A 25,889-nucleotide genomic window follows, 5' to 3' on the forward strand; every position below is an offset into this window, starting at 1 on the left:
AGGCGAAGTTGGAGTAGGAGGCGAAGTTGGAGTAGGAGGCGAAGTTGGAGTAGGAGGCGGAGTTGGAGTAGGAGGCGGAGTTGGAGTAGGAGGCGGAGTTGGAGTAGGAGGCGGAGTTGGAATTGAATCTGTAGTTGAACTTGACTCTGTAGTTGCAGTTGCAGGTTGAGTTGGATCTGTATTTGTGCTTGTAACTGTAGTTGTAGTTGTAGTGGTAATGGTGGTTGGCCTGGTAGTAACCGTCCCAGTCACAGCGATAAAATCATTCGCCTCGATCAGCGCCGCCGGAGTGTCGATCAAAATTGCTAAAAGCTTGCCGTCGAGCGTCGTAATTACTGTATCCCTGACATTGGCACCGTTACCTTGCCGAACTTGCAGTTGAGCGAAAGATAAATTGCTCGGCAGTCCAAAGAAATCCTCTGTGTCATTGTAATCAGTAATTAAAGCCAGACTACCAGGCCCGGCTCCCAATCCAAAAACATCGCTGCCGCTGCCACCAGTCAGAGTATCTGAACCCTCACCTCCGATCAAAGAATCATTACCCTCTGCTCCAAATAAATTGTCATTGCCGAAACTGCCCAAAATGGTATCGTCGCCGATACCTCCTGCCAAGGAGTCATCGCCTAAACCGCCGTCGATACCATCATTACCTTTGCCGCCAAACAAGAAGTCATTACCTTCATCTCCCAGTACCGAGTCGTCGGCTTCATCGCCGCGAAGGGTATCGGAACCGGTGCCGCCAAAAACTGTATCGTCAGCCTTGCCACCGAATATCTGGTCATTACCAGCATCTCCGAAGAGCGAATCGTTGGCGGCATTGCCGTACAAAGTGTCGTCACCGTCGCTGGCACTTAAGTAATCGTTGCCCTCACCGCCCAACAGTTGATCCCTGCCGCTACCGCCGTTGAGAGAATCGTTCCCCGCATTCCCGTAGAGAAAGTCATCATCAGCATTGCCGAACACGGAATCGTCGCCGTCATTCCCTGTGAGGGTGTCGTTGCCAGTACCGCCGGCAATCACATCAAAGTCTGCGTTGCCACTAACTAAGTCGTCCCCTGCATCTCCCACCACGCTGTCTATCCCGTCGTTGCCTTCGAGGAGGTCGTTGCCCAAACCGCCGCGAATCGAGTCGTCGCCGTTCCCGCCGGAAGCAAAATCGCGACCTTGGTTGCCAATGAGTTCGTCATTTCCTTCAGCGCCAAGCAACGAATCTGCTCCGTCAGCTCCAAGAAGCTGGTCGTTGCCGCCGTCACCCTCTAGGGTGTCATCTCCTCCCGCACCCAGGGGCGTGTCATCGCCATCTAAGGCGCGAATTCGATCGCCCAGCGGAGTTCCTAGAATAAAGTCGTTGCTGTCTGTGCCGATCAGGTTTGCCATACGGGATACACCGGTCCTCAATAAAATAAATTGTTTGAAATTATGTTAATCGCCTTCGTGACAAGGGATTGCTGCTTGCCTAGGTTAGCATAATTGAGATTTTGGCAATCTGGCGCAGGGGCGCTGAAAGTTTTGCCCGTGTCCGCAGTTGCGATCGGGGCTGGTATAATGCCCGATCGGCAATCTAATTGAGTTATTCGGGATTTTTTCAAATAGAAATTAGTCGATCGCACTCAAAGAACTCAAACTCGACAAACGAAATCAGCAAGAATGAAAAATGAATAACCTTTTTCATTCTTCCTCCTCCTCATTTTTTTACTTCTGATACCACTTTGAAACAAGAATGGAACTGTAAGCCCGTGTTCCAAATCATGATAGTCCTCTGTCATATCAATTCCGGCAGTCAGGCCGGAATGATATCAAATCCTTGCTTCAAAAGTCGGGCGTAAAGTCGAATCCCGATGCCAACAAATAATTCGCGCAATTTTCATTTTTTTGACCCCTCCTTCTACAGTCAACCGTCAACAGTCAACAGTCAACTTTTATTTGCGAATAGGTAACACTATCTCAAATTCACTCCCTCCCCCCAAAGTTGAATTCACATTAATGGTTCCGCCGTGGGTTTCGACTACAATCTGGCGGGCGATCGCCAATCCTAACCCGGTGCCTTTTCCTACTGCCTTCGTTGTGAACAAATGGTCAAAAATCCGTTTTTTCACGGCTTCTGTCATGCCCGCACCGTTATCGGCAATCTGAATTTTGATGTGCCGATCATCCGACTGACTGGTACGAACTGTGATACAGTATGGATTTGTTTTAAGAGCCTGGAAACTGCGTCCTTGGTTTGATTCTTCTAGGGCATCGATCGCGTTAGCAAGCAGGTTCATAAAGACTTGGTTCAGTTGACCGGGAAAGCATTCGATTGGCGGGAGATTGCCGTAGTCTGTGACGACTTCGATCGCGGGATGGTGTTCGTTGGCTTTGAGCCGGTGTTTCAAAATCAAGATGGTGCTGTCAATGCCCTCATGGATATTAAAGGGAACTTTGTAGTCTTTATCGGCTCTGGAGAAGGTGCGGAGGCTGGTGCTAATGCCGCGAATGCGATCGCACCCCACTTTCATCGACAAAAGCATCTTTGGCAAATCTTCTAAGGCATACTCTAAATCAATATCCTCCGCATCTTCTTCGATTTCCTCGCCTGGATTTGGCAGTTTTTCTTGATATAATTTTAAGTGGGAAATCACATCTTTTAGCGTGGTGGTTGCTTCCTCAATATTGCCGCTAATAAAGCCGACAGGATTATTGATTTCGTGGGCTATTCCTGTGACTAGATTGCCCAAGGCGGACATTTTTTCGCTTTGCACGATCTGTAACTGTGCTTGCTGCAAATCTAGGAGCGATCGCTCTAATTCTTCTGCATAAGCTTGAGATTGCTGGTACAATCGAGCATTTTCTATAGAGATAGCCGCTTGGGCGCACAAAAGTTGGATGATTTCAGTGCGATCTTCTGTAAATGCACCAATTGTCAAGTTATTTTCTAGATATAGCAACCCGATTAATTTACCCTGATTTAAAATTGGCGCACACAGCACACTTTTGGGCTTTTTCTCCATCAAATACTGATCGGCAATAAAATCGTTTTGTACTGCTGCATTATCGAAAACCACAGTTTTCCAAGTCCGCTTAACATAGTTGACCACAGCAGAGGGAAACTCGTCGCGGGCTGACAGTGGTACAGATATTGAGATGACATCTTGATTGAAGGAGGCTACAGCTTCGATCGCGAGGTTCCCATCCTTAAGCAACAGCAGAACTGCTTTTTTTGCCCCGGCATTTTCCATCACCACAGACATTAGTCCAGCCAGCAATTTTTCTAATTTAATTTCACTTGAGAGAGTTTGGGAGGCTTTGAGAATAGCCGCGAAATCGAGGGTTTCGTAAATACTGTTGCTGCTCGATATAATTGTTTGAAATCTTTGAGGTAAAATTGACGACTTATTGATTGGGTGGAGGCGGGTTTCGCGGATTACAAAACGATTTTCTATTGCCTGCAATATGGGAGCAAGAAGTTGGGGATAGCGTTTTTCTAAGTCATCGATTTTGACTTTCGCACCCCAGCGAGCATAACAGTAGTAGGCTTCTTGCATATAAGCTTGTGCCACTTTTTCTTTGCCCCAGTCGAGGTAGAATTTAGCTGCTAGTTCGTTAGCGAGAGCTTCTTCTTGGATGTATTCGTTTTCTTGCGCTCCAGAAATGGCGCGATCGTACATTTCAATAGCTTCTGCCCTCTGTCTGGCAACTCGGTATTTCTCTGCTTCTACCAACTGCCACTTATGCAAATAATTCATGGGGGCGTGTTCTGCCCAATGCTGCAACTTCATTTGATTTTCCTGAACTCGTTGCCGCTGCGTTTCTAACTGAGTCTCAGACTCAGGAGTGGCAAGGGCTATGAGTGAGTCATAGAAATATAAACCCGCTTCGGAAGTAATTCCTGCGCTTCCCGCTATATACTGTCTTGCTCGATCGACATCTACGGAGGCCCGAGCAATGTCTTCCAGCAGGAATCTCAAGGTCGCCCTGTACAGATAGAAGCTGCAGAGTCGGTACAAATCGTTAGAGGCAAGCGACTGAGAAAGCAGCTTCTCCTCATAGCCTTCCTCTTCAAAGGAAATCTCAAAATTGTTTGGATTACCTAATAAAAACAGCGTTGTTTCCCAATAAATCGAACAATAATTTGCCGTCGTTAGTTGGTTGAGGTCGAGTAATTGCTGACGGTATGCCCGAATTTGGGGATCGAGTTCTGCCAAAGGTTGACCGCACCAGTAGGAATGCAGACAAAATCCATGCCCATTCAACCCGACAAACTCTAAATTTCCTGTTTCTAATGCGACTTGATAGCCTGCCTGAAAAATGGGGAGGGTTTCCCGCAAATGCGATTTGCGATGGTACAAACAGAATCCGATCGCAGCAAAAGTTGCAGAGCGAATATTTTTGGCCTCCGGGCTACTGCCAAGACGATAAGCTAATCGGCAAAATTGATCGGCTACCGTCACCTCTTGTAGAAAATTGTTGAGAAACATTCCATAGCAGCTATAGCTATAAGCTGAAGTACGACTGTTGCCATATTGGATAGATAAATTTACCTGTAAGGCAGTCACCAGCGCAAACAAAGGCGAACCAGCCAGATAACAAGCTGTCGCAATACTTGCCGCCACTTGCATCGTGGCCAGTTTTTGGGCATCCACCATCGCTGGCAGATCGAATAACTCTTCAATAGGTCGATCGCCGATCGAGCTATTAATTTCCTGCACTGCTTGCTGAATATCTTCTGATGTAGGGCTATCGGGCAATTCTACTCCTAATTCTTTGAGACTCAACAAACCGATAGCAATTCCTTCTAAAAACTTGTTCTGGGACGATAATGCCTGAATTTTGACGATGTAAACGCTCACTCGCTCAAGGGGAGTTCTGGTATGATGAATCACAGTGTCAATCCACCGATCCATCTGGTCAAATTCGCCACAGAGTGAAGCGACTTCGGCGGCTATGTCGTGCAATTTTAAGGTCATCTCGTACTGTCGTTGCCAAGCGCTCTCTCCAAGCAAATTTAGCCCGATCGCAGCATACTCGCGAGCAGCTTGATAAGCAGTAGCGGCTCTGGCTTTGCGGCAAGCCGTGAGGTTGAGTTGTGCCAGATCGGAGCGTTCTGTTTGGTCTTCAATCAGCGCAATACCATAATTTAACTGATTGACGACTGAAAAAATTTGCTCTTCTATAGCTGCGGGTGAAATTTGCTGGATCAGCAATTGTCCAATCTGATAGTGAGAACGCGAGCGCTCTTGTTCGGGAATTAAAGAATAGGCAGCTTGCTGAACGCGATCGTGCAAAAACTTGTAATTCACCACCTCCGAATTTTCGGTTTCCTCCCGTCTTTCTCGCCCCATATAAAACTTATAAATTTCACTTTCAGGCAGGATTAACCCCTCTTGCAAAGCCTTCCACAAATCCGCCGCCGTTTCCGTTTCCAATTGCTCGGAAACAACGGCCAAAGTCCCCAAATCAAAGTGATTCCCAACACAAGCAGCCAACTTCAACACATTCTGAGTCGCGGGCGACAATTTTTGCAACTGCAACGCCATAAACTCCACCACATCATCCGTCAGCGCTGCTTCCCGAACTCGAACAATATCGCACTGCCAGTAACCAGCAAGCCGGTCAAACTCAATCAGCCCATCCTGATGCAGTGCTTTGAGAAACTGGGTTGCAAAAAAGGGATTTCCCTGGGTTTTTTGTGCCACCAACTCCGCCAACGGTATTGCCCAAGATGGATCGCAATTGAGCGTATCAGCAACCAAATGATTTAGACTTTTTGAACTCAACGGTTCCAGGGTAATAGTATTCACCGTTGCCCCACCTTTGACCACTGCATCCAATGTCAGCATCAACGGATGTGCTGCCAATACTTCATTATCTCGGTAGGCACCAATTACTAATAAATAGCCGGTTTCCGACTCGGTAACCAGCAGTTGCATTAACCGCAGCGAGGCGGAATCTGCCCACTGTAAATCATCCAAAAACATCACCAAGGGATGTTCTGGTTTTGTGAACACCTTAATAAAGTTTTGAAAAAGCAAATTAAACCGATTTTGTGCCGCAGTTCCTGATAATTCCAGTGCGGGTGGTTGTTTGCCAATAATTCTTTCGAGTTCGGGAATTACTTCAATAATGACTTGACCGTTATCCCCCAGTGCTTGGAATATTTGAGTTTGCCAATTTTCCAACCTTTCGTCACTTTCGCTCAACAATTGTCCCATTAAGTCTCGAAATGCTTGCACAAAAGCTGAGAAAGGAATGTTGTGGTTAAATTGGTCAAATTTACCTTTGATAAAATAGCCGCGCTGGCGGACAATTGGTTTGTGAACTTCATTCACAATTGCAGTTTTTCCAATCCCCGAAAAACCAGCTACTAGCATCATTTCAGTTGTGCCACTACTGACGCGATCAAAGGCTTCGAGTAGGGTTTTTACTTCAGTTTCGCGACCATAGAGTTTTTCTGGTATAATGAATCGATCGCCAACATCCCTCTGCGCGATCGCAAAACTCTTTATCCTACCGTTTTCTTCAAGTTGCTCCAAACAACATTCTAAATCGAATTTCAGCCCAAACGCACTCTGATAGCGGTCTTCGGCATTTTTCCCCATTAATTTGCTGACAATCTCCGAGAGTAGGGGCGGGATTTCAGGATTGATTTGATGCAGTGATGGTGGTTGCTTCGCAATATGACAGTGTACTAATTCCATCACATCGTTGGATTGAAACGGCAATCGTCCCGCCAGCAATTCGTAAAAAGTCACGCCCAAAGAGTAAAAGTCACTCCGGTAGTCTATGCCGCGATTCATCCTTCCTGTTTGTTCGGGAGACAAATAGCCGAGTGTTCCTTCCAGCAGGTTAGGATTGATCAAGGTTTGAGTTTCCCTTGGTAGCAAAGATGCTATGCTAAAATCAATAAGTTTAACTTGTTTTGTTGGGGGATGAATTAAAATATTGGCGGGTTTAATGTCTTTGTGAATTATCCGGTGGCGGTAGAGTATATCTAATATATTGCTCAGGTCGATCGCCACTTGCAAAAACTCGATCAGAGTCGGCCCCGTTTCTCGTTGTTGCCTCCATTCCTTCAGAGAAATTCCCCCAAAGTCTTCCATTACCAACGCATAGCTGTTTTGGTAGGTTTCCAAGCTGTAGGTTTCGATGATTCCGGGCAAGTGGAGGTTTTTGGCGATCGTGTACTGATTGCGAAATTGCACCAGTTCGCTGAAGCTGGGATACTGGTTCCGCAAGACTTTGATGGCGACGGGCTGTTTGTCGCCAGTCCGGAAAGCTCGATAAACCCGGGTGCGAGTTCCCGAGTAAATGCGATCGAGAATTTGATAACCTGTCAATCTAAAATTTATACTTGTCATACTTTTATTCTTCCCGTCCTCAGCGGGCTATTTCCACATTAGCAGAAGCCCATACAGTTTTTAAGTCCCGTGATTGTTATTTTAAATCAAGATGACATATATCGCTCCATGTTTGTGATGGGGATCACTGAAGTAAGGTAGTTTAAAAACTGAGCAATTCCTATTTTTATTAAAAATTAAATAGCCTCATCCATATTGGAATAGTGAATAATAAACTAACGCAGCCGATGCCGATCGCAGTTACGGCTAATTCGCGATCGAGATTGAAAGCTTCGGCCAACAATGTAGTACCAAAAGCAGGAGGCATCCCCATTTGCAGCACCAGCACAAGTCGCGGCGCGCCCGCGATTCCAAAAAACGTTAATCCCGTGCCAATTACCAAGGGAATTAACAGCATTTTAATCGCCAGACAAGCCACAACTTGTTTGATGTTGTGCAAGGAATTTAACTTGCTCAACTGCATCCCGATCGTAATTAAAGCTAAAGTAATTACAATCCAAGCGCCTGTTGTTAACAATTCTTCGATAGGTGCCGACAGCGGCAAGCTGCGCGAGACAAATCCTACACCAAAAGCCCACAGTGCCGGATTCTGAAAAATTGCCCGCAGCGGGCTTAACCAACTCTGACTGCGATCGCTTTTACCGCAGTGAGAAGCAATAGCAACTCCCAGTATATTCATTCCCACGGTAGTGCCTAGCAAGTCGTAAAACAACGCCCAGGCAAAGTGTTCCGCGCCTAATAAGGACAAGCTGACGGGAATGCCTAAAAAACCCGTATTACCAACCATCGTTGCCAATAAGAAGCTGCCTTGAGTGGGCAAACTCCAAGCGGTGTTGTGTTGCGGGCTATTTTGGGCGATCGGATTAAGAGTCTTGAAACGTTCCTCGCCGACACCGAAATTTATCAAAATCCAAGCGAGTCCTCCACCTGCTAGAATTGCCGCCCAAGCTATCAGCGGCGCAATCAAAATAGCACCCGACAAATTGGCGCGGCGGATAAAAGCAACAATGCTCAAGGGCGTGCCCAAGAAGAAAAGAAACTTGGCTAAATATGTAGAATAGCTTCTCGGTAGCAGGCGGCCGAGAATAAATCCGAACGCTACCCATCCGATCAGATTTAGATAAAGTTTGAGCAGCGGATTTTCTAAATAAAGCATGATTGACTAAATATTTACTAAATATTTACGCACATCCACTACTTTTGCCAAAAAAGCCCACATTTACCCTACCGCCGCAGTTTTCCCTTGCAGCGCAGCGCTAAATATTAATGGTTATTCAACCTCGCAGATAATTTTCTCGACAGCCCTTGACATCCACAGAAGCGCGTGTCATGATAAAGTTGAGGAATAAATCAACATAGGTGACAACTATGGCACGGCAAGCAAAACAATCGTCTCAAGTCAAAAGTTCCAGCAGCCAAGCAGCCTCCAATACTCGCACCAAATTTACCCTCTACAATTTTGCCGGAAATGCAAAGGCATTCTATCTAGTCGATCGCATTAATTTAGAAAGAACACCAGGCGATATCCCTGAAAAATCCGTCGCTCACAGCATCATCATCATCGACCGTTCCGGCTCAATGTATTATGACTTAGAACCGCTGAAAGAAACCCTAATCAAGCTTTTGACCTTAGACGAATACAACAATTACCAGCTAATTGTCAGCCTGATTTCCTATGCTAGCAAGGGGGACGTAATTTGTCACTTCCAGCGAATTCCCATTCAAGAAGTGCTGAAGTTTGACTCTCAATACATCAAAGAAATTCAAAAAATCCACACCGCTGGCTGTACCTGCATATCGCAGTCGATGCAACTCGCTAAATCTCTGGTTAAAGCCGGAGAAATGACAGCGATCAATTTGCACACAGACGGCTATGCAAATGACCCCAGTGCCAATTCGGAAGCTGCAAAATTAGGGGAAATTTGCGAAGAACTCAAAGACATGGATGTGTTTGCCAACACGATATCCTATGCCTCTGCTGACTTCAAACTGCTCTCCAAAATCGCCAACACATTATCGGGAAATTGCATCCGCGCTGGCGAAGTCAAAATGGTTTATGATGCTCTTTACGACAGCACAAAACTGTTAGGCAGTTCGGTGGCACCTCCGCTGGAAGAACCGTTAATTAAGGAATACGATTATCAAGTTTTTGTTTCCAAAAGCGGCCAGAAAATCAACGGTTCATCGAGCACGCTGAAAATCTGCGGCCTGAAAGCAGAGGATCGGGGACTGTTTTACAAATATCAGAAAGTCGCCAAAGATGAGTATGACAAACTAGATGTTCCCGCTGCTCAAACTGATGAGTCGGTGTTTGCTTTTGCGAAAGCTAACCTGGCTGACGGCAATTTAAATACGGCTAAGTATGCGCTGGCGAGCACCTTCGACGCTACTTTGACGGAAAAACACGCGAAAGCTTTGACAAATGCCCAAATAGCCGAGTTTACGGAAGATTTGGAACAGGCTGTTTTTGCGCCTGAAGTGTTGAAAAATCATGAAATTGGCGATCGGGTAAAAGTCAGCGAGAAAATTTCCCTACTGGAGTTAATCAAGATATTGGAGGAAAACAGCAACAGCATCATCATTAACTTGAAACACTTGCAAGAAAATTATCAGCGAAAAGGTTTGAAGCGAATTGAGGGAAAGCGAGACGAAAACGGCAACCTTGTCAAGCCTTGGCTGAAAACTGAATTCTTAGATGGTGGGGAATACGTGCAAATGGGTTCATTTGCCATCAATCAAAATACCGCTACCATCAATATGCTGATTACCAGAAAAGCTAAGCTGGTAAAAGTTGAGGATGAAACTTTAATCGCAGAAGTGGCGGGAATTCTAGTTACCGACCTCAATACTTTCAACAATTATACCATTGTCAGCGACGGCGAAGTTAATATTAAGTCGCTGCGAACCAAAATCAGCAGCAAACCAGTGTTTGATTTGCTCAACAAATGCGGTGTCATTGAAAAAGACGGTTCGCCCGTGCAAGAATTTGACTTCCGTTCAGAGTACGATATTAAGTTAGAGACTTTGCCCCTGGTGCCTTTTGACGGGCGTTACGGCAGCCTTGACGGAGTGTTTGAGGAACTCGCAGAAATCAAAATTCTCTCCAGCATTCTCTCGGCTCATTTGAAGGAGGAATCTGAGGCTTACACTGCGGAACAATTGGAAGAATTGAAACAGCATTATCTGTCAAAAAACCTTTACATCAACTTTCCGACGACGACAGAATACACGGAATTAAAAAGTGCGATCGCCAACGGTTCAGTAGATTCGCGAGTCAGCTACAAAATCGACATCGGCAGCAAGAACATCCTCAACTTCGGCAAATTGCACTCTGCCAACAAATTTCTCGATCGCCTTTATGAAGTTTACCACAAAAACACGGGCGAAAAGCTAGCAAAACCGACATTTGACATCACGTTAGATGAGCCTGTTGTCTTCGCACACAAAACGCTGTCATCCCGAACAAAAATCACCAAAGTTGACGACTTGATGAAACTGATTTTCGATGAGTTTCTGGGGTTGGAGGATAACGGCACTGTCACCGCTATTTTATCAAAAGTTGGTGCAGATAGTTTGCTGCGCCTTTTGCAAGCGAAATGGCAGGGAGAAGATGTCAAGCGAGAAGAGTTTGTCGCTGCTTTAGCTAATGCGAATGAGCGACTGGAAGCTTATGCTGAAAAAGTTTACAGGGAAAAAGTTTCACCGCTGGTTTTCTATATCGGTTCTACCGGACTTATACCGGATGAAATGGAGGCAAAAGCGGCGACTGCTGAGGAAATTAATTCTAAATACGGCAACTTGCAATTTTCTAAAGATGAGCAAGAGGGGATGTTTTTTGAAGTCGGCGACTGCATTATTAGCGTGTATGCTAAGAATGAGTATTTCACGGTAGGGAAGTAGGAATTAGGGTGGGCTTTTGCCCACCTTGGTTACATATTTTTATTTAAAGCGCGATCGAGTCCACGCCGGAGAGTTTGCTGAGAGTAGACTGCTTTACAGCATCAGTTTGTGGAAATTATTAACAGAGCGATCGCAAGATGATTTTCTATTTATATGATAGCGGGAAGTATAACTGCGTTTTAGCGATTTCTGGCCTGATTAGGGCATCTTGAGGAGATCATTTTGAACTCGCAATCTGCCTAGCAGCTTCTCGCAGCCGCTCCATATCGCGCATCGGTGGTATACCAAAGAGTCGCTTGTACTCTCGGTTGAAGTGCGAGGAATCGTCATAACCCACACGGTAGGCAGCACTGGTAGCGTCAAGGTTTTGCCCCAGCATCAGACGGCGAGCTTCCTGGAGCCGCAGTTGCTTCTGGAACTGCAAGGGACTCATGGCAGTGACAGACTTGAAGTGATGGTGGAAGCTCGATACACTCATTCCCAGCTCTCGTGCGATGCTTTCAATCCGAAGCGGCTGGTTAAAGTCTTTACGAAGTCGATCGACTGCTCTAGCAATTTGGTGGGTAGAGCCACCCAGAACAGCAATTTGACGCAGCCGATCGCCTTGCGCTCCCATCAGCAGTCGGTAAATGATTTCTCGCTTAACCAGGGGTGCAAGCACATGAGCTTCCACCGGGGAATCGAGCAACCTGACGAATCGCACCGTAGCGTCTAGCAGATTGGTATCCAGTGGACTGACATCGATCGCTTTGACACTAGCCTCGCTTTGAGCTGAGGGATAGCCTGCCTCAACCATGACTGAGCCAACCAGGGTGGGGTCGAGATCCAGACGAAGCCCCAGGTACGGTTTTTCCTGGGTTGCTTCTAGAATTCGGCTGGCAATCGGTAGTTCGACCGTCCCCAATAGATAGTGCATCGGATCGTACTGGTAGCGATCGCTGCCTAGCAGCACTTCTTTGCTGCCCTGAGCAATGACACAAAAGGAAGGAATCGAGACACTATGAACGCATTCCGAAGGAAAGGAGGTGCGGTAGAAGTGCAATCCTTTGAGCGGCTCGATCGTCCCATCATGACGAATCGCCCGTGCAATCCGCTCGGTCAGTTCGTCTCTGTGGGCTTGCGCTCTATCTGCCTCGCGCTTTGCCTGCTGGTCGTTCATTAACTCCATAGCGGACTTTTCACTCGTTTTGGCAGCGTTAATTTCTAAGTTTGCAGGATTGTACAACAATCTTAGACGATCGTTCTATTGCTTGCCCTTGAGGATTCTTAGAATGAGGCTAAAGCAATGAAAAACGATTCCGGCGAATTGTAAGCGTCTGGATTTCTCTTCAAGAGAAAACTCAAATTTGTTTGGTCAAGCTTTCTCACGATCGCACGAGAAGCATCATCAAATCCACGGCAGGCATTGGTCGCTGTGGTCAAGCTTTGCATGACTAAGCACAAACATGGAGGAACGAAAATGAAACGGCTCACGATACCTGTCATGACATTTTCCTTATTGGCTTTGGGGTTTGCACAGGCAGGTCGTACACAAGTCTCATCTAGCGATCGCCCACAGACCGTAGAAATCACGCGGAACGGTTCGCAGCTTTCCACTGAAGGATCTGCCGAATATTTCACGGGTTCTGTACGCATCAACCCTCTTTTTCCGGTGCACGAGCCGTCACGCGCATCTGGCGCAAGTGTCACCTTTGAGCCTGGTGCCCGCACCGCATGGCACACTCATCCTTTGGGGCAAACCCTCATTGTGACGGCTGGAATTGGCTGGGTTCAGCAGTGGGGCGGTCAAACTCAGGAAATTAGACCTGGTGATGTCGTCTGGATTCCACCCGGTGTGAAACACTGGCACGGAGCTACAGCCACTACAGCCATGACTCATACTGCCATTCACGAGGCGCTCAACGGTAGCCCTGTGGACTGGATGGAACAGGTCAGCGACGAGCAGTATGAAGGGAGATCCTGATGCTTTTGAGAGGGTTTCCCACTAAAGGAAAAAACGGTCAGAAGCGAATGCTGATTTTGGTTCTCGCTTTAGCAATGTCCCTGAGTTCCTCAGCCTGCCGTGCCGATAACAGGATGCCTAGCAGCGCCCCGTCAGAAATGCCAACTGAACTATCAACCGAGCAGCCAAACAGGATGAAGATAAACATCAAGGTCGGAAACAAAGTCATTACAGCTACGTTGATTGACAGCAAAACCACTCAGGATTTTATTTCCCTGCTGCCATTAACGCTGACGCTGGAAGACCACGCGAACACCGAAAAAATTAGTAATTTGCCAAGACGATTATCTACACAAGATGCCCCTCCAGACAGTGATCCTGCGGTTGGAGATATTGCTTATTACGCTCCCTGGGGGAATTTGGCCATGTATTACAACGATTTTGGATACTCAAACGGACTGGTTATTCTCGGAAAAATTGACGGTGACATCGAGACATTGAATGTGCCTGGTTCTGTAGAAGTGACGATCGAGCTGCGATCGCAATAAAGAGGGTACGGAAATGAAACGGCTTGCGACGACTATCGAACCGAAGCGAACCTGCTAGATAAACCCACACTTATCGAGAACTGAATGAAATACCGCATTTTAATACCAACCCTCTTGATGAGTGCAATCTGCACAGCGGCGGCATTTGCACTCGACAAAACACAGGTCTCGCGTAATAGCCCCCAAGCACTCGCGCAGCAGTCCGCTGTAGTCGAGGGGGCGAACAACTTCTATCAGAGTGACAAAGTGACCATGCAAAGAGTTACGTTCAAAAACCAATACAATATGCAAGTTGTCGGGAATCTCTTCATTCCCAAAAACTTGGATCGGAACGCGAAGAATCCCGCAATCATAGTCGGGCACCCAATGGGCGCAGTGAAAGAACAGAGCTCAAATCTGTATGCCCAAAAGCTGGCTGAGCAGGGATTCGTCACGTTGTCCCTCGATTTGTCCTTCTGGGGTGAGAGTGAGGGGCAGCCCCGCAACGTTGTTTCGCCGGATATTTATGCCGAAGATTTCAGTGCTGCGGTCGATTTTTTGGGCACCCAGTCATTCGTTGATAGGAATCGGATTGGCGTTCTCGGGATTTGCGGCAGTGGCAGCTTCGTCATCAGCGCCGCCAAGATCGACCCGCGCCTGAAGGCCATTGCGACGGTCAGTATGTATGACATGGGTGCGGCTAGCCGTAACGGGCTGAGGCATTCTGCGACCCTCGAACAGAGGAAGCAAGCGATCGCAGAGGCGGCTGAGCAACGCTATATGGAGTTCACGGGCGGCGAGACCAAATACACAAGCGGAACCGTGCATGAACTGAATGAGAACTCCACCCCTATTGAGCGTGAGTTTTATGACTTCTACCGCACTCCCAGGGGCGAATACACCCCCAAAGGTTCGTCGCCGAAACTTACAACCCATCCGACACTGACCAGCAACGTCAAATTCCTGAACTTCTACCCGTTCAATGACATTGAGACGATTTCGCCCCGTCCCATGCTGTTCATCACGGGCGTAGATGCACACTCTAGGGAGTTCAGTGAAGATGCTTACAAACGCGCAGCCGAACCAAAGGAACTCTACATCGTTGCGAAGGCTGGCCATGTCGATTTGTACGATCGGGTGAACCTTATCCCGTGGGACAAGCTTCAGTCATTTTTCAATCAGCACCTCAGTCGGTAAGCGAGAAACTGTCGTTTTAATACAGGAGAAAATATGGTATCCAATTTGAATGGAAACTTCACAGATAAGGTGGCTTTTGTCACCGGAGCAGCAAGCGGCATTGGTCGCGAGGCGGCACTGGCGTTTGCCCGTGAAGGCGCTAAGGTCGTAGCTGCTGACATTTCAGAACAGGGCAATCAAGAAACGGTACGCCTGATCGAAGACCAGGGCCGACAGGCGATCGCCGTTAAGTGCGACGTGACGCAAGCCGAGGACGTGAAAGCGGCTCTGGACAAGACCGTTGAGGCTTTCGGGCGGCTGGACTTCGCCTTCAACAACGCGGGCATCGAGCCGAGGAATCCGGCTCCGACCGCAGAGTACGAGGAAGAAGAGTGGAACCGGATCATCGACATCAACCTGCGCGGCGTTTTCCTGTGTATGAAGCACGAGATCCCGCTGATCCTTAAACAGGGTAGTGGCGCGATCGTCAATACCTCATCGGGGGCAGGAATCATTGGCATCAAGGGCAGCCCCGCATACACTGCCGCGAAACATGGCGTAATTGGTCTCACCAAGGCGGCAGCCCTCGACTACGCCGCCCAGAATATCCGCGTCAATGCCGTCTGTCCCGGCTACATCGACACCCCAATGATGGGTCGCTTCACTGGTGGCACGGACGAAGGGCGAGCGCAGGTAATTGCGGAGGAGCCGATCGGACGGATGGGCAAGCCTGAGGAGATCGCTGCGGCAGTTGTTTGGCTGTGTTCGGACGCGGCTGCCTTCATGGTTGGACACGCTATGGTCATCGACGGTGGACAAACGGTGCAGTAATCGTCGCTAACCTAATCAAACCTTAACCGCACGACAAAAAAGCACGATCGCCATCGCCACTGCCGTTAACGGCGATGACTCATATCGCCCCGCAGGCGGTAGGCGACATTAGCGACGAACAGTACCATATACCAAACGTAAACAGCTAGGAGCATTGATTCATGTACAACACGAAAGCTTATTCCGCAGCCAGTGCAACATCACCGCTAGCCTCCGACACGATCGCACGGCGCGATCCAACCGAACACGACGTACAGATCGAAATCCTCTTCTGCGGCATCTGTCACTCTGACGTACATTCAGTGCGTGACGAGTGGAGCGATTTCATGTCCACGACCTACCCGATCGTTCCCGGTCATGAGATCGTCGGACGGGTCACTCAAGTTGGTTCAGCAGTGACGAAGTTCAAGTCCGGCGATCTAGCGGGAGTCGGCTGTATGGTCGATTCGGATGGTCACTGTCCCAATTGCAAAGCTGGCTTTGAGCAGTTTTGCCAAAATGTGATCTTCACCTACAACTCCCCAGACAAGCACAAGACTGCTCCAGTCACCTATGGTGGCTATTCCGATAGCATTGTTGTTGATGAACGCTTCGTGCTGCGCGTTCCCCCAAACCTCGATTTGGCTGGAGTTGCGCCACTCCTGTGTGCAGGCATTACCACGTATTCGCCACTCCGTCACTGGGGAGTCACAGAGGGTAAGAAAGTAGGTGTGGTCGGTCTGGGCGGATTGGGGCACATGGGCGTGAAGCTTGCTCATGCAATGGGAGCACACGTCGTTGTCTTTACCACGTCCCCCGACAAGAAAGAAGACGCACTCCGCCTGGGTGCCGATGAAGTTGTTGTTTCCCGTAATGCTGACGAGATGCAAAAGCACGCTGGTAGCTTCGATTTTATCCTCGATACCGTCGCCGCCAAGCACGACATTAATGCTTATCTCAACCTACTTCGCCTCGACGGCAACATCACCCTTGTCGGCGCACCTGAAAAGCCTCTAGATGTCGCGGCATTTAGTCTGATTATGGGTCGCCGCAGTCTTTCTGGCTCTATGATCGGCGGCATCGCCGAAACCCAAGAGATGCTCGACTTTTGCGGTGAGCATAACATCACTGCCGATGTCGAAGTCATCCCGATCCAGAAAGTCAACGAAGCCTACGAAAGACTGCTCAAGTCCGATGTGAAATATCGCTTTGTAATTGATATGGCTTCTCTTAAATCTGAATAACTGAGGCCGCCCCTAGAAGGCAGGGCTGTTTCATTACTCTTGTAGGGGCAAACCCTCGTGAAGAGCCGCGAGCGCTGAAATGCCCAATTTATCGTGTCTGGGCCTGGGCGGGCACTCTTAGCATTGCCCCTACAAAATCCTGGTTTTTCTGAGAATGAAACAGCCGTGCCCCAAAGCGGGGAAGTTCCGCCTAAAGAACAAAGCAAAAAATACCGCAGACGGAGTACCTTTGGCGTTGGCGGAAGATGGAGAGCATTGGGTCAATTATTGGGATAAATATTGTGAATCTGTACAATTGTTAATGAATTTAACTTGTAATAAACATCGCTTTTATCAACAGGGTATACAGGCTGCAACCCCCTTATTCGGCATTGTTTCTAGACCTATTTCTCTCGCTCCCAGACCCCTAAAAAAACAGAAAAATGAGAGAAAAACTGATATTTTAGTAGTTAAAAAGGGATTTCATCATCATCTTCCTCTTCCACCGTCTTAGCCGTCATCCGCCAACTCGTAATATACTCAATTTGCACATCAATTTTGTTAATCGCTTCCCCTAACCGCTTTTGGATGTATTGAGTCAGCGTCACCATAAAATCTAACTCAACTCCCATAGATAACGCAATTTTTGCTAATTTAGCAAAATCCACCTTCAAAATCGAGGAACTGGATAACTTAAAATGGGGAGTATTTTCCTGATTTTGCACCAACATTGCTTTTTTAATGCGCTCTTTCAGATGCTCAACTTCTGAATCCAGCAACTTCCATTCAGGCAAAATTTCTTTGTACCTTTCCCCCAATGCAGTTAAATCCTCACTATCCGGTTCTGGCGCAACTTTCTTAGTAGATTTTCGCCGCTGCTGTACATTAGAATTCAAGCGCCAACTAGCAATATCCTCCACTTCCAAAGATGGATCGGCGATGAGTTCGCCTAACTGTTTTTGAATTTCTTTCGTCAGTGTCACCGGAAAATTTAACTCAATTCCCTCAGTTTGCGTCAGTCTTGCCAGGGTGAGAAAATCTACTTTCATAGCTATCGAACTGGAAAGCTCAAAATAAGAACTGTCTTTGAGCTTTTGGGCCAGCATCCCCGCTTTAATGCGTTCTTTCACTTCAGCGATTTCTGAATCTAGCGGCTTCCACCGAGATTCTATTTCCTGATATTTTTCGCCCAATGCTGTCAAGTTTTCCGTGGCGGGTTCGGGGTAACATTGGGCAAGGATTTCTACCAGGCGGCGATGCACTCCAGCTAAATAAACCGCGTCCATGTTGGCATATTCTAGCTGCTTTTCGGTCAGGGGACGCTTGCCCCAATCCCCGCTTTGTTCGGTTTTATCTACATAAGCAATGCCACAAAGTGTTTCTATTAAAGTTTTGAGTTGTCGATTAGGTAATGGCAGAATGTAAGTGGGAATCTTTCTCGCCATTTTTAATGTGCAAGTGACATTTTGAGCGTCGTCGTTGCCCAGAAATCTGATGTCATAGCTGGCGTTGTGCAAAACTTTTTCAATATCTGGATTGACCATGATTTGGTTGATGAAATCTTTTGCCAATTCTGGTTGATCCAAGACATCTAGTAGAAAAGTGGCATCTCCCGTCGCATCTGTGGAGTCAGCTAACACCTGAATCAGAGATAATCTGGGGTTTGATTTATAGTCTGCTATTTCTGTATCCACCCACAGGATTTTAGCTTGGGCAAATTTAGCGATGAGTGCTTTGATGTGGTTTTCTGCTGTTAAATAAGGCATTTTTACAGACTTTTGCTATTAACTTTATGATTCTATTATGCTATAGCAATTATGGGAGCGATTGTCAACGAGCGCATTAAGGACACGGCAATGCGGTGTCCCTAGAGGTATTTTTTCATAATTAGTATTAAATGTTGACCAGTCTTGGAGGCAGAAACCGGGAATAGACGATCGCATTTTTACCCTTCAGCAGTAAGGTACGCAGCGCGTACCTTACAAACTATTAACCTATGACTATTCTGCCACTTCCTCAGATTCCGATTCTTCGGCCGATTCTTCACCAGCAGGCGGCACTAAAGCCACAGCTACGATCGAATCATCCTCATCCAACCGCTGCACCCGCACGCCCGTTGCAGTTCGCGATTGCGTGGAAATTGCACTGACAGCCTGACGGATAATAATACCTCGGTTGGTAATGATCATCAACTCGTCATCTTCGTTGACAATTCGCAGCGCAGCTACGTAATCTGTAGCCTTTTTAGACTTGAATTTAGTAGCAGTCAATCCCTTGCCAGCCCGTCTTTGTAGGCGGAATTGAGAAACTGGAACCCGCTTGCCATAGCCGTTGGTGGTGATTACCAACACTGAAGGAACGTCGCTGCTACTTTTGGTAATTCCTTCGGCTTCTTCGCCTTCAATTTCCTCGGATTGCAGTTCTAATTCTTCATCTTCCAATTCCGCATCTTCAGTTTCTAGGTCAGTAATTTCTGCTACTTCAAATTCCGAATCTTCAGTTTCTAACTGAGCAATATTAGCTCCCTCGAATTCCGAATCTTCAGTTTCCAATTCAGCAATCTCGGCAACAATTGAACTGGGCAATATGTCCATGCTGATCAACTCATCGCCCGATCGCAATTTCATCGATTTTACACCCCGCGTCGCGCGGCCAACAGGGCGCAACTGTTCGTGATTGGTGCGGAAATGAATTGCCATGCCTTGGCGCGTGCCGATGATGATGCTGTCGCCAACTTTTGCTCTCCGCACCCAGCGCAGTTGGTCGCCTTCTTCTAGAGAAATGGCGATTAATCCATTAGTGCGGATGTTGCCAAAAGCCGAAAGTGCGGTTTTCTTGATGTAGCCGCCGCGAGTCAACATTACCAAGTATTCTTCGCTGGTGAATTCTGTGACTGACACCATAGAAGTGATTTTTTCTTCTATAGGAATCGGCAGCAGTTGCACCACTGGAGTGCCGCGGGCTGTCCGGGAACAGACGGGGATTTGATAAGCTTTGACAGAGTAAACTACACCTCTGTCGCTGAAGAACAAAACGCTATCGTGATCGCAGCAGGAAAGGAAATGTTCTACTCCATCGTCTTCTTTCATTTTCGCGCCTGCTTTGCCGCGAGTAGCGCGACTTTGGGCCTCGAAAGTGCTGACAGGCATCCGCTTGATGTAGCCTTGCTCGGTGATCAGAATAATTGCTTGTTCGTTGGCAATTAAATCTCTTTCATCGATTTCTCCTTCGGCGTGTTCGATGACGCTGCGTCTAGGAGTGGCGATTTTGGTTTGGATTTCGACTGCTTCAAATTCGGCGATTTCTAAGATGCGTTCCCGGCGCGCTAAGATATCTTCCAAATCGGCGATTTTAGCTCGCAGTTCTTCGTGTTCTTGCTGAATTTTTTGTGCTTCTAATGCTGTCAAACGCCGTAACTGCATTTGCAGAATTGCGTCTGATTGCTGTTCTGAAAGACCGTAATTATCCATCAATTCTTGTTTGGCTGCGGCGGAGTCGGCAGCGGCGCGAATTAGGTGAATAATTGCATCTAAGTTGTCTAGGGCAATTAATAAGCCTTGCAGAAGGTGGTCGCGTTCTTCTGCTTTGCGGAGCTCATATTGAGTCCGGCGAGTAATTGTCTCAATGCGGAAATCTAGGAAGACATTGAGGAATTGGGAGAGCGTAAGTAGTTGGGGTTCCCCATTTACTAGCGCTAACATATTAGCTCCAAAGTTGGCTTGGAGGGGTGTTTGTTTATAGAGGTTGTTGAGGACGACGCGGGGATAGGCATCGCGCTTAAGTTCGATCACGATCCGCATTCCGTCTCTATCACTTTCGTCGCGAATGTCGGAAATTCCATCTAATCTTTTGTCGTTGACAAGTTCGGCAATTTTCTCAATTAGCGCTGCCTTGTTTGTTTGGTAAGGCAATTCGGTGATAATAATTGCTTCTTTGTCGGGGCGACCGGGATGTTCGATGGTTTCAATGCCGGCGACTCCGCGCATTGTAATCGAACCGCGACCGGTGGTGTAAGCATCGCGAATGCCGCTTCTGCCCAGAATTTGCCCTCCGGTGGGAAAGTCCGGGCCGGGGATGTACTGCATCAATTCCAGGTCAGTAATTGCTGGATTGTGGATTAGTGCTACTAAACCGTCAATTATTTCGCCTAAATTGTGTGGCGGAATGTTGGTGGCCATCCCTACAGCAATCCCGGAGGAACCGTTGAGCAAAATTTGGGGGATGCGTGCCGGGAGTACGAGGGGTTCTTGCTGGGAACCGTCGAAGTTGTCGCCGAAATCAACTGTTTCGGAGTCGATGTCGCGCAGCATGGAGTCGCTCGTCAAAGCTGTGAGGCGACATTCGGTGTACCGCATCGCAGCGGGCGGGTCGTTGTCAACGGAGCCGAAGTTGCCGTGGCCGTTGATCAGGCGTTCCCGCATGGAAAAATCCTGAGCCATCCGCACCAGGGCGTCATAAACCGCTGTATCTCCGTGCGGGTGATACTTGCCCAGCACCTCCCCCACGACGCGGGCGCATTTGCGGAAAGGTCGATCGGGAGTCAAGCCCAATTCGTTCATGGCGTAGAGAATGCGTCGGTGAACGGGCTTGAGACCGTCCCTGGCATCTGGTAGCGCCCGACCGACTATTACGCTCATGGCGTATTCCAAGTACGATCGGGACATCTCATTACCCAGATCCGTCGGGATTATCCGCGACTCAGAGGTGCTCATAGGTTGAAAAACTCCGTTAAAAATTTAAATTTGACCGCTATAAATCTCAAAAATGCGATAAAATCGGTTTGGATTCAGTAGAGCTGCCAAATATTGCCAATTACTCCTGAAATTATATCACAATTTGCCTTGGACTTTATGGGAAAGTTGCCAGAAAAATTAAGGGACGAAACAAGCACAATTGATAATTTGTCAGTTGGTAATTTTGTCAGCAGTTGGCAAAAGCTAAAAAGGTTTTTTTAGGCTGAAGGGTTTCATGCTTTCGTGAGTTTTTTTGACGCTCCTCTAAGAAATTAAAATGGTTACTCGATAGCAATTTTAATTTCACACAGCCGAAGGCCGAATTGAAACAAACAGAAAATCTAAAATCTCAAATATTAACTCTAAAATCTGCTGATGCTACCCGTCATCTACTCCCAAGATTTCTTGCTGCACAAGACTGGAATGCTTCACCCAGAGCGACCAGAACGTTTAACGGCGATCGTCAACGCTCTGAAAGCTGCTCCTTGGGCAGCTCAAATTGAGTGGCAACTGCCCACCCCAGTGCCGCAGCGCGAACAACAACTGTTCTCGGCTATCAAAAAAGTTCACTCGCAAAGATACATCAAAGAAGTCGAACATTTGGCTCATCGGGGAGGCGGCTACCTCGACGGTGATACGCCGATTTCTGCTGAAAGTTACGATGTAGCGCTGCTAGCGGCGAGTGCTTGGCTCGATGGGGTCGATCGAGTGGTGGCTGCGGGGGAACCGGCTTTTGTGCTGGCCAGGCCACCGGGACACCACGCCGAAAACGCCCGCGCGATGGGTTTTTGCTTGTTTTCCAATGCTGCGATCGCTGCTCACTACGCCCTGGAACAGCCGGGAATCAACCGCGTCGCTGTCCTCGACTGGGACGTGCACCACGGCAACGGCACTCAATCTTTGGTGGAAAACTGCCGGCAAATTGCCTACTGTTCCCTGCACCAATCTCCGTGCTATCCGGGAACGGGTGATGCCGAGGAGCGCGGTGCTTACGACAACGTGCTGAACATTCCCCTGTATCCCGGCGGTGGCATAGCTGAATACCTGAGCGCCTTTGAATCTCTTGTCGTGCCTTTTTTGTCCAAATTTGAACCGGATTTGTTGATTGTCAGCGCTGGTTATGACGCTACTGCGTCCGATCCGCTGGCGAGCATGACTCTGATGCCATCAGATTTCGGTACTTTCACCGGATACTGTCTGCAACTCACCCGCCGCATAGCTTTTGGTTTGGAGGGGGGTTACGCGCTGAAAGAGTTGGCCGAGTCGGTTGTCGCGACTATTGACCGATGCCTCAATTAGCTGGAAAATTGGCATAGGGGAAAATGATGTTGAGAAGCGGTGAGGACGGGATGGAGAGTTTTTGAGGGCGATCGGCGAAGCTGAGATTTGGCGATCGCGCTTGATAGCCTTTTTCCCTCTGACTTCTGACTTCAGTGACAAGCATCACAAATTTAAGAGATCCAAGTCACTTGGCATCAAAGTCTTGGTCACAGATTTTTAACCAAAAAATCACACCGTGTCAATGTGTTCGATCGCCTTTGAAGTCACTCCTAGAGTGCATAATACAAATACAACAAGCCTGTTAAAATTTTATCTGTCTCAATCAACTAGGAGGTTTATCATGTCAGTATCCCAAATGACACTCGAAGAGTTATTTGGTCAGGTCATGTTCTCCAGCGTCGTGACTCGCCACGACCGGAGACAGCTCAGATCTGCACTCTTAGAAAGAACACTGAATGAAGATGAGTATGCCATCATCAACCGACTGCTGTACAACGTTCGCCGCGGTTGGGTAAAAATTGTCGATTAAAGACCTGGCAGCCACTCTCCGTAAAGGAGTTAATACCTTTTTCGATTTTCGATTTGCGATTTTCGATTAAAGAATTGGTGATGACTGATAAATATCGGGGTTGAGAGCACGGGCCTAAAGTTACATTTTTTGGGAACTCGTTACAAGTAGAACTTGCCAAGTCGGGAAGTTTTTTGTGTTTAATAGTTGGCTCAAAAGTGTGATGTGTTTGACCAGTGTGTTAATTATCAAAATCTCGCTACACATCAGCCTATAGGTAGAGATAATTATAAAATAACAGGTTTCGGGTGCATCTCTACTTGTTGAAAACTTGTGAGTTTTGAGTTGTTAACTGAAAAGTTATAATTAACTCAAAACTCATAATTTTTTGGATTTGAGATGGGAGATTGGATAGTGGGAAAACTGATGAATATCAGGGTTGAAAACCGCTATAAAGTTAATATTTTTTAAACTGATATTAAGAATCAAAACTATAGGCAGTTTCCGGTTGAGGAGGAGTGTGCGATCTTTACCAGCACAGCCAGTCGCATTGGTCGATCGACCATTCCGGCAATTTGAGCCCGGAAGTGTCAAAATATTAACAACCAGTTCATCCCCAAAATATATGGCTCCCGCCGTTTTAATTGAAAATCTTCAGAAACGCTACGGCACTGTAGAAGCCGTTAAAGATGTTTCCTTCAAGGTAGAACCGGGGGAAATATTTGGTTTGCTAGGCCCCAACGGTGCAGGCAAAACCACAACCCTGCGGGTACTTTGTACTTTGAGTGCGCCCGATAGCGGACGCATTGAAGTGTCTGGTATTTCTGCTGTCAGTCAGCCGAGAATTGCCAGACAAAGACTAGGCTATGTAGCCCAAGAAGTGGCTCTTGATAAGGTGCTGACGGGGCGGGAACTCCTGCAACTGCAAGCAGCGCTTTACCATTTGCCGCGCAATACGATTAAAGGGCGGATTGACGAAATGGTGAAACTCCTCGGTTTGGAGGAGTGGGAAAATAAAAAGACGGGTACTTATTCCGGCGGTATCCGCAAACGCTTGGATTTGGCTGCTGGGTTGCTTCACCAGCCGGATGTTTTGGTGTTAGACGAACCGACTGTCGGGCTGGATATTGAAAGCCGGGTGGTAGTGTGGGATTTCCTGCGTCGCTTGCGGGAAGAAGGTACGACGGTTTTGATTACAAGTCACTATCTCGAAGAAGTTGACGCTTTGGCAGATCGTGTGGCGATTATTGACAAGGGTACGGTGATTGCTGAGGGGACGCCGGAGGAGTTGAAAAATCGGGTTGGGGGCGATCGGGTGACTCTGCGGATTCGGGAGTTTTCGCCGCTGGAAGAAGCCGAAAAAGCTAAAACTCTGATGGAATCTCTGCCTTTTGTGCAGGAAGTAATTGTCAACGCGGCTCAAGGAAATTCTCTCAATTTAGTAGTAACACCGCAAAGCGATGCGCTGGTAACTATTCAGCAAGCTTTAAAAAATGCGGGATTGCCTACTTTTGGGATTGCTCAATCTCGGCCGAGTTTGGATGATGTGTATTTGGCTGCGACGGGTAAGACGCTGTTGGATGCGGAGTTGGCTGCTGCTAGCAACCGCGATTTGAAGGCGGAGCAAAAACAGGCGATGCGATCGTAAATTATACCAACTGGTGGAAAGCGGCATCTGTAGGGACACGGCACTGCCGTGTCCTTGTAATACGGTAAATTTTCATTATCAGAGCAACCCTTCACGAAGATCGCAACACTCTCGTTCAGGATGACAATTATAGAACTTACGAAAAGCCTCTATATATACCGTTTTGTAGCAGCAATACCCCGTGGTCGCCCCCGTCTGTGGTGATGTTGCATCCAGGATTTTTGTATATAACATACTGCCAAAATGGCATAACAGTTTATTTTTCAATTATTATCGAGTTTCATAGCTGTGACTCTTTTTCAGAATTATTTTACAACGAACTTCCCGGACAAGTTCACAAATTTCATCGATTGTCATCGGATTGGGAGCGGGTGCTAATGAGTCTCTACGTCGCTGCAACTCCTCCCAATCAAAAGCGGCTTTTAGCTTCTGAAAAACACTGCTATCTGCTGTAACAGTAACTGTATATCTATCCCCGGGCTTCAGTTGACTTTCAATCTCAACCGGAATTTATAACTTAATGTCGGGATTCAAATAAACAGAAAGTAATATTAAATTTGCCAATGAATTATTGCAGGTGTTGAAAAATTATATTTTTCACAGTTTCCGGCAAAGATTCCATGATTTTGCCCAAAGTAGCGATCGCACTTGATGACATCAATTTATTGTCAAATATTGTTAAGAGTTCCGAAACTAACTTAATATGTAGCGTTTACCTATTTTACTACAATAGACCTCTTGCGAAAGTGCGAGCGCTCTAGTAAAATAAAAGAAAAAATTAGCTGAATAATATGAATTACGAAC

At 47.3% G+C, this 25,889-nt stretch carries 18 protein-coding genes; 11 read left to right on the forward strand and 7 right to left on the reverse strand.

The window, feature by feature from the left end:
* The 3 genes from QUA77_RS23115 to QUA77_RS23125 form a co-directional block, all read right to left on the reverse strand.
* Nucleotides 1–1,377 (reverse strand): calcium-binding protein (locus QUA77_RS23115; protein ID WP_333452735.1); only part of this gene is annotated, 1,377 nt, incomplete at its 3' end.
* Between the two features lie 542 nt (nt 1,378–1,919).
* Nucleotides 1,920–7,337 (reverse strand): AAA family ATPase, encoded by a 5,418-nt coding sequence (locus QUA77_RS23120; protein WP_333452737.1) that lies wholly within the window; start codon nt 7,335–7,337, stop codon nt 1,920–1,922.
* 169 nt (nt 7,338–7,506) lie between these two features.
* On the reverse strand, nt 7,507–8,493 hold the full coding sequence (locus QUA77_RS23125; RefSeq protein WP_333452739.1) for an AEC family transporter: 987 nt from the start codon (nt 8,491–8,493) through the stop codon (nt 7,507–7,509).
* 212 nt (nt 8,494–8,705) lie between these two features.
* Between QUA77_RS23125 and QUA77_RS23130 the strand changes: the two genes are divergently transcribed.
* Both QUA77_RS23130 and QUA77_RS23135 read left to right on the forward strand, forming a co-directional pair.
* Complete coding sequence (locus tag QUA77_RS23130; protein WP_333452741.1) at nt 8,706–11,237, forward strand: vWA domain-containing protein; 2,532 nt, start codon at nt 8,706–8,708, stop codon at nt 11,235–11,237.
* Nucleotides 11,238–11,253: 16 nt separating this feature from the next.
* Entirely contained in the window at nt 11,254–11,394 is a 141-nt protein-coding gene (locus QUA77_RS23135) for a hypothetical protein (protein ID WP_333452743.1), read from the forward strand.
* 60 nt (nt 11,395–11,454) lie between these two features.
* On the opposite strand, the gene QUA77_RS23140 is transcribed toward QUA77_RS23135, so the two are convergent.
* Nucleotides 11,455–12,462 (reverse strand): AraC family transcriptional regulator, encoded by a 1,008-nt coding sequence (locus QUA77_RS23140; protein ID WP_333452745.1) that lies wholly within the window; start codon nt 12,460–12,462, stop codon nt 11,455–11,457.
* A 234-nt stretch (nt 12,463–12,696) separates the two neighbouring features.
* Between QUA77_RS23140 and QUA77_RS23145 the strand changes: the two genes are divergently transcribed.
* From QUA77_RS23145 to QUA77_RS23170, 6 genes are all read left to right on the forward strand, one after another.
* A complete protein-coding gene (locus QUA77_RS23145) occupies nt 12,697–13,200 on the forward strand; it encodes a (R)-mandelonitrile lyase (protein WP_333452747.1) in 504 nt (167 codons plus the stop codon).
* Nucleotides 13,200–13,727 (forward strand): cyclophilin-like fold protein, encoded by a 528-nt coding sequence (locus QUA77_RS23150; RefSeq protein WP_333452749.1) that lies wholly within the window; start codon nt 13,200–13,202, stop codon nt 13,725–13,727. The genes QUA77_RS23145 and QUA77_RS23150 overlap by 1 nt, the downstream gene beginning before the upstream one ends.
* 84 nt (nt 13,728–13,811) lie before the next feature.
* Complete coding sequence (locus QUA77_RS23155) at nt 13,812–14,903, forward strand: alpha/beta hydrolase (protein WP_333452751.1); 1,092 nt, start codon at nt 13,812–13,814, stop codon at nt 14,901–14,903.
* 33 nt (nt 14,904–14,936) lie between these two features.
* On the forward strand, nt 14,937–15,713 hold the full coding sequence (locus QUA77_RS23160) for an SDR family oxidoreductase (RefSeq protein WP_333452753.1): 777 nt from the start codon (nt 14,937–14,939) through the stop codon (nt 15,711–15,713).
* A gap of 161 nt (nt 15,714–15,874) precedes the next feature.
* Nucleotides 15,875–16,936, forward strand: coding sequence for an NAD(P)-dependent alcohol dehydrogenase (locus QUA77_RS23165; protein WP_333452755.1), 1,062 nt, complete (start codon nt 15,875–15,877; stop codon nt 16,934–16,936).
* Between the two features lie 154 nt (nt 16,937–17,090).
* Nucleotides 17,091–17,429 carry a hypothetical protein gene (locus tag QUA77_RS23170; RefSeq protein WP_333452757.1) on the forward strand — a complete coding sequence of 113 codons (339 nt, stop codon included), beginning with the start codon at nt 17,091–17,093 and terminating at the stop codon, nt 17,427–17,429.
* Here QUA77_RS23170 and QUA77_RS23175 read toward each other — a convergent pair.
* Nucleotides 17,386–18,681, reverse strand: a complete 1,296-nt coding sequence (locus QUA77_RS23175; protein ID WP_333452759.1) for a ribonuclease D — start codon at nt 18,679–18,681, stop codon at nt 17,386–17,388. The genes QUA77_RS23170 and QUA77_RS23175 overlap by 44 nt on opposite strands.
* 234 nt (nt 18,682–18,915) lie before the next feature.
* Complete coding sequence (gene gyrA, locus QUA77_RS23180) at nt 18,916–21,627, reverse strand: DNA gyrase subunit A (RefSeq protein ID WP_333452761.1); 2,712 nt, start codon at nt 21,625–21,627, stop codon at nt 18,916–18,918.
* A gap of 396 nt (nt 21,628–22,023) precedes the next feature.
* On the opposite strand from gyrA, the gene QUA77_RS23185 reads away from it, so the two are divergent.
* The gene (locus QUA77_RS23185; RefSeq protein ID WP_333040503.1) at nt 22,024–22,947 is read left to right on the forward strand and encodes a histone deacetylase; all 924 of its coding nucleotides are present in this window, start codon (nt 22,024–22,026) and stop codon (nt 22,945–22,947) included.
* On the opposite strand, the gene QUA77_RS23190 is transcribed toward QUA77_RS23185, so the two are convergent.
* On the reverse strand, nt 22,940–23,095 hold the full coding sequence (locus QUA77_RS23190) for a hypothetical protein (protein WP_333452763.1): 156 nt from the start codon (nt 23,093–23,095) through the stop codon (nt 22,940–22,942). The genes QUA77_RS23185 and QUA77_RS23190 overlap by 8 nt on opposite strands.
* Nucleotides 23,096–23,269: 174 nt before the next feature.
* Here QUA77_RS23190 and QUA77_RS23195 point away from each other — a divergent pair, with 174 nt between their 5' ends.
* The gene (locus tag QUA77_RS23195; protein WP_015175516.1) at nt 23,270–23,458 is read left to right on the forward strand and encodes a hypothetical protein; all 189 of its coding nucleotides are present in this window, start codon (nt 23,270–23,272) and stop codon (nt 23,456–23,458) included.
* 604 nt (nt 23,459–24,062) lie between these two features.
* Nucleotides 24,063–25,085 carry an ATP-binding cassette domain-containing protein gene (locus QUA77_RS23200; RefSeq protein ID WP_333040505.1) on the forward strand — a complete coding sequence of 341 codons (1,023 nt, stop codon included), beginning with the start codon at nt 24,063–24,065 and terminating at the stop codon, nt 25,083–25,085.
* The last annotated feature ends 804 nt before the right edge of the window (nt 25,086–25,889 follow it).

Source organism: Microcoleus sp. K5-D4 (genome assembly GCF_036704575.1).
Lineage (GTDB): Bacteria > Cyanobacteriota > Cyanobacteriia > Cyanobacteriales > Microcoleaceae > Microcoleus.

Bases quoted from the DNA above. Each gene is read 5' to 3' on its own strand.
- QUA77_RS23120 (WP_333452737.1), bottom strand. From the start codon at position 7,337: ATGACAAGTATAAATTTTAGATTGACAGGTTATCAAATTCTCGATCGC.
- QUA77_RS23125 (WP_333452739.1), bottom strand. From the start codon at position 8,493: ATGCTTTATTTAGAAAATCCGCTGCTCAAACTTTATCTAAATCTGATC.
- QUA77_RS23130 (WP_333452741.1), top strand. From the start codon at position 8,706: ATGGCACGGCAAGCAAAACAATCGTCTCAAGTCAAAAGTTCCAGCAGC.
- QUA77_RS23145 (WP_333452747.1), top strand. From the start codon at position 12,697: ATGAAACGGCTCACGATACCTGTCATGACATTTTCCTTATTGGCTTTG.
- QUA77_RS23150 (WP_333452749.1), top strand. From the start codon at position 13,200: ATGCTTTTGAGAGGGTTTCCCACTAAAGGAAAAAACGGTCAGAAGCGA.
- QUA77_RS23155 (WP_333452751.1), top strand. From the start codon at position 13,812: ATGAAATACCGCATTTTAATACCAACCCTCTTGATGAGTGCAATCTGC.
- QUA77_RS23160 (WP_333452753.1), top strand. From the start codon at position 14,937: ATGGTATCCAATTTGAATGGAAACTTCACAGATAAGGTGGCTTTTGTC.
- QUA77_RS23165 (WP_333452755.1), top strand. From the start codon at position 15,875: ATGTACAACACGAAAGCTTATTCCGCAGCCAGTGCAACATCACCGCTA.
- QUA77_RS23170 (WP_333452757.1), top strand. From the start codon at position 17,091: ATGAAACAGCCGTGCCCCAAAGCGGGGAAGTTCCGCCTAAAGAACAAA.
- QUA77_RS23175 (WP_333452759.1), bottom strand. From the start codon at position 18,681: ATGCCTTATTTAACAGCAGAAAACCACATCAAAGCACTCATCGCTAAA.
- gyrA (WP_333452761.1), bottom strand. From the start codon at position 21,627: ATGAGCACCTCTGAGTCGCGGATAATCCCGACGGATCTGGGTAATGAG.
- QUA77_RS23185 (WP_333040503.1), top strand. From the start codon at position 22,024: ATGCTACCCGTCATCTACTCCCAAGATTTCTTGCTGCACAAGACTGGA.
- QUA77_RS23195 (WP_015175516.1), top strand. From the start codon at position 23,270: ATGTCAGTATCCCAAATGACACTCGAAGAGTTATTTGGTCAGGTCATG.
- QUA77_RS23200 (WP_333040505.1), top strand. From the start codon at position 24,063: ATGGCTCCCGCCGTTTTAATTGAAAATCTTCAGAAACGCTACGGCACT.